The 12,836-nt window shown below is 37.8% G+C and carries 13 protein-coding genes; 10 read left to right on the top strand and 3 right to left on the bottom strand.

Annotation, left to right across the window (positions count from 1 at the left end; genetic code table 11):
* Positions 1-60 precede the first annotated feature (60 nt).
* The 5 genes from WBG45_RS03010 to WBG45_RS02990 all read left to right on the top strand — a co-directional run bounded on the left by WBG45_RS03010 (position 61) and on the right by WBG45_RS02990 (position 5,747).
* The gene (locus tag WBG45_RS03010; RefSeq protein ID WP_424412317.1) at positions 61-1,080 is read left to right on the top strand and encodes an ABC transporter ATP-binding protein; all 1,020 of its coding nucleotides are present in this window, start codon (positions 61-63) and stop codon (positions 1,078-1,080) included.
* Complete coding sequence (locus WBG45_RS03005) at positions 1,055-2,038, top strand: dipeptide ABC transporter ATP-binding protein (RefSeq protein WP_024533885.1); 984 nt, start codon at positions 1,055-1,057, stop codon at positions 2,036-2,038. Before WBG45_RS03010 ends, WBG45_RS03005 begins: the two co-directional genes overlap by 26 nt.
* Positions 2,039-2,064: 26 nt before the next feature.
* On the top strand, positions 2,065-3,681 hold the full coding sequence (locus WBG45_RS03000) for an ABC transporter substrate-binding protein (RefSeq protein ID WP_424412316.1): 1,617 nt from the start codon (positions 2,065-2,067) through the stop codon (positions 3,679-3,681).
* Positions 3,682-3,831: 150 nt separating this feature from the next.
* Complete coding sequence (locus WBG45_RS02995; protein WP_424412315.1) at positions 3,832-4,836, top strand: ABC transporter permease; 1,005 nt, start codon at positions 3,832-3,834, stop codon at positions 4,834-4,836.
* Between the two features lie 17 nt (positions 4,837-4,853).
* The gene (locus WBG45_RS02990) at positions 4,854-5,747 is read left to right on the top strand and encodes an ABC transporter permease (RefSeq protein ID WP_424412314.1); all 894 of its coding nucleotides are present in this window, start codon (positions 4,854-4,856) and stop codon (positions 5,745-5,747) included.
* A 251-nt stretch (positions 5,748-5,998) separates the two neighbouring features.
* Here WBG45_RS02990 and WBG45_RS02985 read toward each other — a convergent pair whose 3' ends face one another.
* Both WBG45_RS02985 and WBG45_RS02980 read right to left on the bottom strand, forming a co-directional pair.
* A complete protein-coding gene (locus WBG45_RS02985) occupies positions 5,999-7,078 on the bottom strand; it encodes an FUSC family protein (RefSeq protein ID WP_424412313.1) in 1,080 nt (359 codons plus the stop codon).
* Positions 7,079-7,153: 75 nt separating this feature from the next.
* Positions 7,154-8,443, bottom strand: a complete 1,290-nt coding sequence (locus tag WBG45_RS02980) for a glutamate-1-semialdehyde 2,1-aminomutase (protein ID WP_424412312.1) — start codon at positions 8,441-8,443, stop codon at positions 7,154-7,156.
* A 128-nt stretch (positions 8,444-8,571) separates the two neighbouring features.
* Between WBG45_RS02980 and bcp the strand changes: the two genes are divergently transcribed.
* From bcp to perR, 4 genes are all read left to right on the top strand, one after another.
* A complete protein-coding gene (gene bcp, locus WBG45_RS02975; protein WP_424412311.1) occupies positions 8,572-9,048 on the top strand; it encodes a thioredoxin-dependent thiol peroxidase in 477 nt (158 codons plus the stop codon).
* The gene (locus WBG45_RS02970) at positions 9,045-9,992 is read left to right on the top strand and encodes a D-2-hydroxyacid dehydrogenase (protein ID WP_424412310.1); all 948 of its coding nucleotides are present in this window, start codon (positions 9,045-9,047) and stop codon (positions 9,990-9,992) included. The genes bcp and WBG45_RS02970 overlap by 4 nt, the downstream gene beginning before the upstream one ends.
* A 1-nt stretch (position 9,993) precedes the next feature.
* Positions 9,994-10,542, top strand: coding sequence for a cob(I)yrinic acid a,c-diamide adenosyltransferase (locus WBG45_RS02965; protein ID WP_424412309.1), 549 nt, complete (start codon positions 9,994-9,996; stop codon positions 10,540-10,542).
* A 105-nt stretch (positions 10,543-10,647) separates the two neighbouring features.
* Positions 10,648-11,091: a peroxide-responsive transcriptional repressor PerR gene (perR, locus tag WBG45_RS02960; RefSeq protein WP_424412308.1), complete on the top strand. Its 444-nt coding sequence runs from the start codon at positions 10,648-10,650 to the stop codon at positions 11,089-11,091.
* Between the two features lie 78 nt (positions 11,092-11,169).
* On the opposite strand, the gene WBG45_RS02955 is transcribed toward perR, so the two are convergent.
* Complete coding sequence (locus tag WBG45_RS02955; RefSeq protein WP_424412307.1) at positions 11,170-11,517, bottom strand: YgzB family protein; 348 nt, start codon at positions 11,515-11,517, stop codon at positions 11,170-11,172.
* A 127-nt stretch (positions 11,518-11,644) separates the two neighbouring features.
* On the opposite strand from WBG45_RS02955, the gene WBG45_RS02950 reads away from it, so the two are divergent.
* Positions 11,645-12,535: a nucleotidyltransferase-like protein gene (locus WBG45_RS02950; protein WP_424412306.1), complete on the top strand. Its 891-nt coding sequence runs from the start codon at positions 11,645-11,647 to the stop codon at positions 12,533-12,535.
* The last annotated feature ends 301 nt before the right edge of the window (positions 12,536-12,836 follow it).

Genomic DNA, 12,836 nt, shown 5'->3' with positions numbered 1-12,836 from the left:
TAATAAGGAACATATCGAATGTTCTGAAATAATATTTAGTTTCGTAAAAGGAGGGACATCATGAGTGCACGTAAAGCGATTCTTCAAGTAAAAGGTCTGCAAACTTCCTTCTTTACAGATGACGGTGTAATCCCCGCAGTAGATAATATTGATTTTTCTGTTCACGAAGGAGAAGTGCTTGGGATCGTAGGTGAATCCGGTTGTGGGAAAAGTGTTACATCCTTATCCATAATGGGTCTAGTACCAAGCCCTCCAGGGAAAATTACGGGTGGAGAAATTCTATTTGGAGATAAAGATTTAACGAAGTTAAGTGATAAAGAGATGCGTAAAGTAAGAGGTAATGATGTGGCAATGATTTTCCAAGAGCCAATGACTTCCTTAAACCCTTTATTCACAATAGGCAACCAGTTAATGGAAGCTATTCTTATTCATAAAAAAGATTGGTCGAAAAAACAAGCAAAAGAACGTGCAATTGAAATGTTGCAATTAGTTGGCCTACCACGAAGTGAAGAATTGATGAAAGATTATCCTCATCAACTCTCTGGTGGGATGAGACAACGTGTCATGATTGCGATGGCATTGGTATGTGATCCGAAAGTTTTAATTGCGGACGAACCTACTACAGCACTGGATGTAACGATCCAAGCCCAAATTTTAGCATTAATGAAAGACTTAAATGATCGATTGAACACAGCTGTGCTCTTGATAACTCATGATCTCGGTGTAGTTGCTGAAACATGTGAACGAGTAGTCGTTATGTATGCTGGTCAAATTGTAGAAGAAGGTCCAGTACCAGTGATTTTTAAAGATCCTCAACACCCTTATACAAAAGGATTATTGCAATCTGTTCCAGATATACGATTCAAAAAGCAAAGACTATATTCTATTCCAGGTAATGTTCCAAAACCAGGTTCAATTAGCCAGGGATGTAGATTTGCAGCGCGTTGCGAATTTGCCTTTGATAAGTGTTTAACAGAGAATCCAGACTTATATCAAACTTCGTCTGCGCATAAGACAAGATGCTTCTTGTATCAAGATCAGGAGGTATTGACTCATGACAGAACCCTTATTGAGAGTTGAAGGACTTAAAAAATATTTTCCTATTCGCAAAGGATTACTTAGTCGAGTATCTGGACATGTGAAAGCAGTTGATGATGTTTCCTTTTACGTTAATAAAGGCGAAACGTTAGGAATTGTTGGTGAATCTGGATGTGGAAAATCTACTACTGGCCGCATGCTTATGAGATTACTAGAACCTTCTGAAGGTAAAGTGTTTTTTGATGGAAAAGAATTAACGAGCATCTCAAATGACGATATGCGTAAAGCACGTCGCGAAATTCAAATGGTGTTTCAAGATCCATATGCATCTTTAAATCCAAGACATACAATTGAAAAGATTTTAGAAGAGCCTTTAATTGTTCACGGAATTGGTGATTCAAAAGAGCGCAAAAAGAAAGTCCGTGATTTTTTAGAAATTGTAGGGCTAAGTAGTTATCATGCAAAACGTTATCCTCACCAATTCAGTGGAGGACAACGCCAACGTATTGGGATTGCTAGAGCTTTAATGACTAACCCAAAACTTATCATTGCAGACGAACCTGTGTCTGCACTTGATGTCTCGATTCAGGCACAAGTTTTGAACTTAATGCAAGATTTGCAAAAAGAATTAAACCTAACTTACATATTTATTGCGCATGACTTAGGTGTTGTGCGACATATAAGTGACCGAGTAGGGGTTATGTACCTTGGCAAAATGGTTGAGGTTGCAGTAAGTGAGAAGCTTTATGATAAGCCTCTTCACCCCTATACACAGGCTCTATTGTCTGCTGTACCGGTTCCAGATCCGAATTTTGTGCGGGAGCAAATCCTAATTAAAGGAGATATTCCTAGTCCATCAAATCCGCCTTCTGGATGTACATTCCACACGCGCTGTCCGTTTAAAATGGATGTGTGTACAAAAATCGTACCAAAGTTAGAAGAACTTGAATCAGGTCATTCTGTTGCCTGTCACCTATATGGTGAACACGCGCAACAATGATAAATAGAAATTTTGGAGGGGTCAATTTGAAGAAAAAGAAACTGTGGTCGCTTGCTGTGTTACTAATGCTAGTCCTCTCAACGATTTTAGCAGCATGTTCGTCTGATTCATCAGATGGCGATAAAGGGGAAGACAAAGGCGGAGAAAGTTCAGAGCCTAAAATCCTAGTATTTGGTCGTGGTGGAGATTCTGTATCTCTAGACCCAGCAAGAGCAACTGATGGTGAATCATTTAAAGTAACACAAAACGTTTTTGAAACATTATTAAACTTTGGTGAACAAGATACAACTATTAATGAAGGTTTAGCAACTAAATGGGAGCCTTCAGAAGATGGACTTACTTATACATTTACACTTCGTGAAGGTGTGAAATTCCACGATGGAACTGACTTTAATGCAGAAGCCGTAGTGAAAAACTTCGAGCGTTGGGCGAATGGAACAGAAGATCAGTTCCCATACTACGCTTCAATGTTTGGTGGTTTTAAAGGTGACGAAGGTCATGTAATCGATTCTGTAACTGCAGAAGGGGATACTACAGTCGTTTTCAAATTGAAACGTGCACAATCTCCTTTCTTGAAAAACATTGCAATGAGCCCGTTCGCAATTGCAAGCCCAACAGCATTTGAGAAGTTTGGCGATAAATTTGGAGATAATCCAGTAGGTACAGGTCCATTTACATTTGTTGAATGGAAGAAAAATGATTCAATAACTATTGATAAAAACGCTGATTATTGGGATAAAGAATTACCAAAATTAGATAAAGTTATTTTCCGTGCAATTCCTGATAACTCAGCTCGTTTGAATGCTTTAGCTACAAATGAAATTGACTTAGCTGACGGGATTAACCCAACTGATACTAAAACAGTAACAGATAATGCTGACTTACAATTATTTGAACGTCCATCAATGAATGTTGGGTACTTAGGTTTAACTAATACTCGACCTCCATTTGATAACGTAAAAGTTCGTCAAGCGATGAATCATGCAATCGACAAACAATCTATCATTGATGCATTCTTTAATGGTGGAGCAGAAATTGCTAAAAATCCTATGCCACCATCAATCAGTGGTTACAATGACGATGTTGTAGGTTATGAATTTGATCCTGAAAAAGCAAAAGCACTTCTTAAAGAAGCTGGCTTTGAAGATGGATTTGAAATGGAATTATGGGCAATGCCTGTTCCACGTCCTTATATGCCTGATGGTACAAAAGTAGCTGAGGTTATTCAAAAGAACCTTGCTGACATTGGTATCAAAGCTAAAATCGTTTCTTATGAATGGGCAACATATCTTGAGAAAACTAAAAATGGTGAAGCAGATGCCTTCATGTTAGGTTGGACTGGCGATAATGGTGATGCTGATAACTTCCTTTACACTTTGCTTGATAAAGACAATATCGGAAGCAATAACTACGCTTACTACAGCAGTGATAAAGTACACGATATCTTAATTAATGCGCAATCTGAAGTTGATGAAGACAAGCGAAATGAACTTTACGCTGAAGCTCAAGAATTAATTTCTGCAGACGCACCGTGGGTACCGCTTGCACATTCTACACCACTTCTTGCAGGTAACGCAGATTTAGTAAACTTTACACCACATCCAACAGGGTCTGATAGATTAAATAAAGTAGACTTCAAGTAAAAGACAGATTGATGGGGAGAAGTCTTCGTGATTTCTTCCCATTTTTTAATGAATAAACAATTTGTGACTAGCTTTGCGGGAGTCACCATAAGGTGTCCCGCTTCGCTTTTCATAGTAATACATACTGCATTAGATGGAGAGGTGAAGACAATGCTTCACTATATCGGACGAAGACTCTTACAATTAATCCCCGTACTATTAGGCATGACGTTTGTTGTTTTTATGATTATTCGGGCAATACCGGGTGATCCAGCGCAAGTAATTTTGGGGCAACAAGCATCAGAATCAGCTATTCTTGCACTTCGCACAAAACTTGGATTAGATAATCCTTGGTATATACAATACTTTGATTACTTAAAGGGCCTTTTAACAGGCGATCTTGGGGAATCTATGCGTACGATGAATCCTGTTTCAAATGAAATTTGGACATACTTAGCAGCTACTTTTGAATTATCATTATTTGCTATAGTAATAGCTGTTATTGTCGGAGTGAATGCAGGTATTATTTCTGCGTGGTTCCAAAATTCATGGTTTGACTATACGGCTATGATTTTAGCATTAGTAGGTGTATCAATGCCGATTTTCTGGTTAGGGTTAATGCTTCAATACATTTTTGGTATTGAACTAGGTATCCTGCCAACTACTGGTCGTGAAGAAGTTCGAAATCCTGTAGAATCAATGACCAACATATACGTGCTAGACACCATTATGCAAGGTAGGTTTGATCAGTTAGGCACAGTTTTAAAACACTTAGTGTTACCTGGTCTAGCACTTGCGACTATTCCGATGGCGATTATCGCACGTATGACACGTTCAAGCATGCTTGAAGTAATGCGTTCTGATTACGTTCGAACTGCTAGAGCTAAAGGCCAAAAAATGTTCTGGGTTGTCTACAAACATGCTTTGAAAAATGCGATTATTCCTGTGTTAACCATTATTGGTCTTCAAATGGGGATGCTTCTAGGAGGCGCGATATTAACGGAGACGATCTTTGGATGGCCAGGTGTCGGTCGTTATATTTATGAAGCAATTAATTTCCGTGATTACCCTGTAATCCAGTCTGGTATTTTAGTTGTAGCATTTATTTTCGTCATGATTAACTTAGTCATTGATATACTATACAGCTTAATTGATCCACGAATTAAATATGATTAAGAAGGAGGAATCTCAACATGGCCAAAATGGAGCCTAAATCAACTAATGTAGCACCTCAATCAGATAAAGTAGCTGGCCCTTGGTACGAAGCGTGGCGAAGCTTTAAGAAAAGTAAAGTTGCCGTCGTAGGCGCTGGGATTGTCCTATTCTTTATCATCGTGGCTTTGATTGGCCCTTTTATAGCACCTCAAGGCATTAATGATCAAGCGTTAGCCAATCGTCTGCTAAAACCCTCTAGTCAATTTTGGCTAGGTACAGATGACTTTGGTCGAGATATTTTATCTCGTATTATTCACGGAGCACGTATTTCATTATGGGTTGGTTTCTTCTCAGTTATCGGTTCTGTAGTAGTTGGTAGTATTTTGGGGATTGTAGCCGGATATTACGGCAAATGGATTGACACGATCATTTCTCGTATTTTTGATATTATGCTAGCCTTCCCAAGTATTTTATTAGCAATCGCAGTCGTTTCTGTATTAGGACCATCTTTGCAAAATGCATTAATTGCTATCGCGATAATTAATGTCCCTAACTTTGGACGTTTGATTCGATCGAAAGTATTGAGTATAAAAGAAGAAGAATATATTACATCAGCAAAAGCTATCGGTATGCAAGATATAAGAATCTTATTCTCGCATATTTTGCCAAATTCAATGGCTCCCGTAATTGTTCAAGGTACTCTAGCCATTGCTACTGCTATTATTGAAGCAGCTGCACTAGGGTTCCTTGGTCTAGGAGCTCAAGCACCAACACCAGAATGGGGCAAAATGTTGGCAGATGCACGCGTGAATTTCATCAATGCCCCATGGACGATGTTTTTCCCTGGTCTAGCTATTATGTTAACTGTATTAGGGTTTAACTTAATGGGTGACGGTATGCGTGATGCATTGGATCCAAGAATGAAGAGTTAATAAGAAGAAGTTATCCGTTTTAATGGATAGCTTCTTTTTATAGACGGTTTTGTTAACTATACCGTTGTTACATTGGTGAGCATTGGCTCAGTTGGAAAATATGGCCGCCAAGTTGGAAAATTAGCGACCCAAGTTGGAAAAAATAGAGTCCAAGTTGGAAAAATAGTCATCTAAGTTGGAAAAGGTAAAAGATGGTAAATAACCGAACGCAAAAAAGCAGTCATCCCAATAAAGAGATGACTGCTTTTTGTTTAGAATCCGTCTTCTAGTTCAACATTAATTTCTTCACCGTGATAATTTTGATGAGAAATAATGAGCGTATCTAAATGCTCCAAATGTTCTTCATAATCTAGAACGGCGGATAATACATGTAGTAAATGGTAAGAAGAGAATATTTCTTCTTCCTTTGAAAGTGCGATTTCTCTCGCGAAAATCTCCATAACTTCATGTCGTTTAAGTATTGCTTCATTTTCCGTCCATAGGGAATGCTCGGGCTTTAACTTCCCAGTATATTTCAAATGAAGTTGTTCATGATACGTCAATAAAAAGTCTAGTCTTTCTTGAATCATCAAACGGAAATGATCTGGTAAATTTGCTAATTCATTTTCATATAAATGAAGGCGTTTTAAAACTTCCCAACTCTTATTTGCTACGGAAATCATTTGGCGATAGACGACAAGTTTACGGGCTTTTGCACGTTTTTCGTTACGGAAGTAGCTACGGTCTTCTTTATAGAACAAATAAAACTGATCGATTTTAATTAATCGTTCTCGTATTTTTTCAAGCGCTTGTTTTGTTGCAGTATGTTCAGAAGCTTGACGTTTAGCTAATCTCGTCCAGCGAATTAATTCATCCGTTGTCATATGAATGGAATGAAATAACTTCGTTTCATATTTAGGTGGCATAAATACTAGATTAACGATAAATGCCGCGAGGACACCGACCACAATGGTAGTAAACCGTATGAGTGCAAACGTAATAAAATCATCACTTTGCACTTCCATAATGGCAATGATGGTAACTAGGGCCAGTGAAATCGATTTTTCTAATTTCAATTTCAACATAATGGCAATTGTGATCACAGCTGCTAAGCCAACTGCAACAAAATGATGACCAAATATAAGGGCGAAAAGAATGGCAATTCCAGCGCCAATTAGATTTGATTGAATTTGCTCAATTACCGATAGATAAGAGCGGTAAATAGAAGGTTGAAGAGCAAATATAGCCGCAATTCCTGCAAAGACAGGAGACGGTAAATGCAGTAAATCAGCCAAGAACAGCGCAAATACGATTGCGACACCCGTTTTAACGATTCGTGCACCAAGTTTCATAAAAGTTGTATTTCCTTTCTCGTTACCAAGCTTTTTACTAACTTACAGTAGCAATGCTAGTCGGTCAACCTGAAATTACTTAAGTTTGGAAAAGGCGTGGTCAACAGCGACCAGCGATTGCATAACATCTTCTTCAGTGTGAGCAGTTGTTAAGAACCAAGCTTCGTACTTGGAAGGAGCTAAATTGATACCTTGTTCTAGCATGAGTTTAAAGAATCGACCAAAAATCTCGCCATCCGTTGCTTCAGCTTGATTGTAATTTTCAACCTTCACATCTGTAAAGTAAATCGTTAAAGCACCCATTAGACGATTTATTGTAATGGTCACGTTATGTTTAGCTGCTGCTTTTAAAATACCTTCTTCTAAAATAGCACCTAAGCGATCCAACTCCTCATAAATACCCGGTTGTTTTAATACTTCTAAACAAGCAATTCCAGATAATATAGACGCAGGATTTCCTGCCATTGTTCCAGCTTGATAGGCAGGGCCAAGTGGAGCTACTTGTTCCATTATTTCCTTACGTCCACCATATGCTCCGATTGGTAATCCGCCACCAATGATTTTCCCAAGTGCTGTTAAGTCAGGAGTTAACCCTAGCATATCTTGAGCACCACCATAGTGGAAACGGAATGCTGTAATGACTTCGTCATAGACAATAAGAGCTCCTTTTTGTTTCGCGATATCATGAACAAGAGGCAAGAAGCCTTCATTCGGCTCAACAATTCCGAAGTTCCCAACAATTGGTTCAACTAAAATACATGCAATCTCTTCTCCCCATTGCTCCATTGCTTCTTGGAAAGCCTGTGGATCATTGAATGGAATTGTAATCACTTCTTTAGCGATTGATTTAGGAACACCTGCTGAATCAGGAATACCCAGAGTTGCAGGACCAGAACCAGCAGCAACGAGTACTAAATCAGAGTGGCCATGATAACATCCTGCGAATTTCATGATTTTCGTGCGACCTGTGTAAGCACGGGATACACGAATCGTCGTCATGACAGCCTCAGTTCCTGAATTTACAAAACGTACTTTATCCATTCCTGGCATTGCTTCTTTCAACATTTTTGCGAATTTAACTTCATGTGGAGTAGGAGTTCCGTATAATAAACCATTTTCAGCAGCTTTTGTTATAGCCTTTGTGATATGTGGATGTGCGTGACCAGTAATAATCGGCCCATAAGCTGCCAGGAAATCAATATATTTGTTACCATCTACATCCCAAAAGTATGCGCCTTGTGCTCTTTCCATGACAGTTGGTGAACCGCCACCTACTGCTTTGTATGAACGTGATGGGCTATTAACCCCACCAACGATATGTTTTAAAGCTTCTTGATGTAAAGCTTCAGAATTTGTTCTTTTCATATATAAATCCTCCGTTCGTTTTCTACCATTCTTAATAATAGACAAAAAGGATGGAGAACGCCAAGAAAATTGAAACTGTGACCATTATTCGGTACGATTAAACAAATAGTAAAGTGGAGGGATAAAACATGACAACACTTGAAGGTTTGCAAGCACCTAATTTCACTTTGAAAAACGAAAAAGGTGAGGATGTATCGCTACATAGTTTCGCAGGAAAACAATATGTACTGCTTTATTTTTATCCGAAAGATGCAACACCAGGATGTACAACGGAGGCTTGCGACTTTAGAGACGCTCATGAATCCTTCAGTGATTTAAATGCTGTTATATTAGGCGTTAGCCCAGATGGAGAAAAAGCGCATACGAAGTTCATAGAAAAACATGGACTACCATTTTCATTATTAATAGATGAAGACCATGCAGTTTCCGAAGCTTATGGAGTTTGGTTGCTCAAGAAAATGTATGGTAAAGAATATATGGGGATTGAACGGTCAACATTTTTAATTGATCCGACCGGAACAGTGGTAAAAGAGTGGAGAAAAGTAAAAGTAAAAGGACACGTTGAAGAGGCACTTGGGTTATTACGTGAGTTGATGGCCAAATGACAAATGTTTTAATTACTTTCACTGTTAAAGAAGAATTAATGCAACGACTACGAAGTGAATTTCCTCAAGTGGATTTCACTATTTCTACAATTAAAGACCAAAATGCACTAGAAACAGCAGAAGTTATTTTGACTTATGGAGAAGATGTCAATAAAGAAACACTAGGCCAAGCCCTAGCATTGAAATGGCTAATGGTTGCTTCAGCAGGTTTAGAAAAAATGCCATTACGTGAAATTGGTGAACGAAATATTTTAATTACAAATGTCAAAGGAATTCATAAAACACCCATGACAGAGTCGGTCATGGCGCATTTATTAGCAATAAAGCGGGCAGTGCCATGGATTTATTCTCAACAACGTAAGAATGAATGGAGTAAACGCTCTGGATCAAGTGAGCTTTTTGGAAGTACAGCTCTAATCATAGGTCCTGGTGCAATTGGCAGTGAAATTGGACGTTTACTGCAAGCTTTTGGTGTCAAAACAATTGGTTGCAATCGTTCGGGAAAACAAGCTCCACACATGGATGATATGATTGCTTTTGAACAATTAAATGACACGTTACCCCAAGTGAATATCGTTATATCTGTATTACCGAGTACACCAGAAACACGTGGACTTCTTACATATGAGCATTTCGTCTTAATGAAAGAGGATGCTATTTTCATGAATTTTGGACGTGGGGATTTAATAAAAGAAGAGCAGTTAATAAAAGCAATGGCCGAGCATCAAATTGCATTTTGCGTATTGGATGTATTTGAAAATGAACCACTAGAAGAAAATCATCCTTTTTGGGACATGAATGGAGTTATCGTTTCACCCCATGTATCAAGTCATTCTTCTGAGTATGTACCACGAGCTATAGAAATTTTCATACAGAACCTTCAGGAATGGATGAAAGAAGGAACAGATTTTCAAAATGTTATAGATGTGGAAAAGGGGTATTAATATGAAGATATATACAAAGACCGGCGACAAAGGAACAACTTCATTAATTTATGGCTCACGTGTAGCTAAAAATGATGCACTTGTTGAAGCTTATGGGACGTGTGACGAAGCAAACTCGATGATCGGACTTGCTATGAGTTATATTCAAACTGAATTTTTCGAAGAAAAAGAAGAAGTTCAACAAGCATTTCATCAAATACAAACTACACTTTTCCATGTTGGAGCAGAACTTGCAACACCAGCAGGTAAGGAAGTGAAGTGGAAGTTAGAAGAAAGTGAAATCACGAAGTTGGAATCGTGGATTGATCAATGGGATGCACAGTTACCTCAATTGACTAACTTCATACTACCGAGTGGTCATCCTGCTGGTGCAGCTCTTCATGTTGCACGTACAATTGTTCGACGTGGCGAACGTTCAGCTGTAAGTATTGGTGAAGGTGTTTCTCCACTCGTGTTAGCCTATTTGAATCGTTTATCGGATTTCTTATTTGTTGCTGCTCGATTTATTAATTTACGACTAGGACAAAAAGAAAAAGGGTTGCATGCTTAATAATCCTTGCTACAAAGGGTTATTGTTGACTTTCACCTTACTTCATCCTTATACTAATTATAACGATTACAAAATAAGAATATTTATGAAGTGAGGTGAATGGCGATGACTGAAATGCATTTACGCGACGCATTGGAAACTCTGAAATCTACTGGAGTTCGAATTACACCACAGCGTCATGCGATTTTAGAATTTCTCATTCAATCCATGATCCATCCAACAGCAGACGATATATATAAAGCGCTTGAAGCTAAATTTCCTAATATGAGTGTTGCGACTGTCTATAACAATCTTCGAGTCTTTAGAGAATCGGGATTAGTTAAAGAATTGACATACGGTGATTCTTCAAGTCGTTTTGATTTTGTGACAAATGATCATTACCATATTATTTGTGATTCATGCGGCAAGATAGTTGATTTTCATTATCCAGGACTTGACGAAGTTGAACATTTGGCTTCTCATGTAACTGGTTTTCAAGTTAACTCGCATCGTATGGAAATTTACGGTACCTGCCCAACATGTATTTCACAAGCTAGCAAAGTTCAATAATATAAAAGAGCATAAACATGCTCTTTTTTTTTTGCAAAAAAATAGCTAACATTCTATATTGAATGTTAGCCTTAACCATTATGAATTTTTTCTATTTAATTTTTCATCAAATTCTTGACCTTCTAAAGTAGGATCAAGTGTAAGCGGTTCTCGGCAATACATACACATATCAACGCGACCTAATACTTTCGTATGCTTACCACAGTTTGGGCAAACGACTTGAACAGCCTTAGTAGACAACATCCCAATCCATGCATACACACCTGTGCTACCTAAAATTGCAAGTAGCCCTAAGAACATAAATAATGTCATAATGATTTCATGGTCTCGGAAGAATATACCGATATACATAATGACAAATCCGATGAAAATTAATGATAAAGCAAACGAACGAATTCGATTTATTTTATTTTTATAAGGTTTCATATTGTGTTCCTCCTTAATCATGTTTACTATACCATAATTGGTAGTGTAAATCGTTTGAAGGAATCTAACAATCTTTGTCGAAAAAAGTACATATACCATTTTGATTATTTTAGAGGGGGAACTTTCGTTGGAACAAATTCTACGTCCTATTTATCAGGAGAGAGCGAGCCAACCAAACACACTCGGTGTAATTTTAATCGAGAAGAGAGAAAAAGTTAGTCAAATCACAGATACATTCGATACCATATTATTAATATTAGCAAAAGACGCTGATCAACCTGTTTTCACAAAACATTATACGTTTAACGATAAAAAGGCAGCGATGCATATTGTTACGGAGAAACAATTGCGAAAATGGTTACTTCTAGGGACAAATCGAAAAATCGTTGATTGGATTTTTTATGGACGTGTCATGTTCGATCGAAACGAATTTGTTCACGAATTAAAAACAGAACTGAAAGATTTTCCATTTTACGGTCGTAAAATAAAAATGGGGATAGAGTTCGCAAAACTCATTCGACGTTATTTAGAAGGAAAAGTATTCTTTGAACAAAAAAATTATATGGATGCTTACAATCATATAGTGGATTCACTACATCACCTTGCGCGTTTAGCTGTTTTTGAAAATGGATTACATCCAGAAGTAACGGTTTGGTCGCAAGTGAAAATTATGGAACCTGCTATCTACAAACTTTACGAAGAACTTCTTTCGAGTGATGAATCCATTGATAAAAGATTAGAACTTCTGTTTTTAGCAAGTGAATTTATGATCCATTCAAGAACGAAGGATGGTTCCCGTCATATACTAGAAGTAATGAGTAAAAAAGAACATTGGACGATTCAGGAATTACATGAACAAGAAGAGCTTCGTAACTACTCGGTTGACTTAGAAGTCTTTATCGAATTCCTTGTTGATAAAGGATATATTCATATAGAACGAGTAGAAACAAAGAGCAATAATATCTTCCATCGATATTATAAAGTTGAACCAATGGATCAAGAGGGGCGCAGCGAATAAGACACTTTACAAAGTGTCTTATTTTTTTCTTGACGAAATGAGGATATACTGTTTATAATAGTAAACGTCGCTAAGCAAGTGAGTTTGAAAAAAGATTTAAAAATAGATTAAAAAAGTGCTTGACTCTCACACTTCACGATGCTAAATTAGATAAGTCGCCAAAACACGCGACACCAAATGAACCTTGAAAACTGAACAGCAAAACGTCAACTAACAAGCGGAACGCACTTCGGTGCCGGAAGCATAAACGTTTTCTTCCGCCGACACCTGTCGGTATCGAAAACAAACTTGAACTTAATTG

The sequence above is a fragment of the Paenisporosarcina sp. genome (genome assembly GCF_049671445.1).
Classification (GTDB): Bacteria; Bacillota; Bacilli; order Bacillales_A; family Planococcaceae; genus Paenisporosarcina.
This window is presented reverse-complemented; position numbering and strand designations above follow the sequence as displayed.

Excerpts from the sequence above, each read along its gene's own strand:
- WBG45_RS03010 (WP_424412317.1), top strand. The coding sequence starts at position 61 with ATGAGTGCACGTAAAGCGATTCTTCAAGTAAAAGGTCTGCAAACTTCC.
- WBG45_RS03005 (WP_024533885.1), top strand. The coding sequence starts at position 1,055 with ATGACAGAACCCTTATTGAGAGTTGAAGGACTTAAAAAATATTTTCCT.
- WBG45_RS02995 (WP_424412315.1), top strand. The coding sequence starts at position 3,832 with ATGCTTCACTATATCGGACGAAGACTCTTACAATTAATCCCCGTACTA.
- WBG45_RS02990 (WP_424412314.1), top strand. The coding sequence starts at position 4,854 with ATGGCCAAAATGGAGCCTAAATCAACTAATGTAGCACCTCAATCAGAT.
- WBG45_RS02985 (WP_424412313.1), bottom strand. The coding sequence starts at position 7,078 with ATGAAACTTGGTGCACGAATCGTTAAAACGGGTGTCGCAATCGTATTT.
- WBG45_RS02980 (WP_424412312.1), bottom strand. The coding sequence starts at position 8,443 with ATGAAAAGAACAAATTCTGAAGCTTTACATCAAGAAGCTTTAAAACAT.
- bcp (WP_424412311.1), top strand. The coding sequence starts at position 8,572 with ATGACAACACTTGAAGGTTTGCAAGCACCTAATTTCACTTTGAAAAAC.
- WBG45_RS02970 (WP_424412310.1), top strand. The coding sequence starts at position 9,045 with ATGACAAATGTTTTAATTACTTTCACTGTTAAAGAAGAATTAATGCAA.
- WBG45_RS02965 (WP_424412309.1), top strand. The coding sequence starts at position 9,994 with ATGAAGATATATACAAAGACCGGCGACAAAGGAACAACTTCATTAATT.
- perR (WP_424412308.1), top strand. The coding sequence starts at position 10,648 with ATGACTGAAATGCATTTACGCGACGCATTGGAAACTCTGAAATCTACT.
- WBG45_RS02955 (WP_424412307.1), bottom strand. The coding sequence starts at position 11,517 with ATGAAACCTTATAAAAATAAAATAAATCGAATTCGTTCGTTTGCTTTA.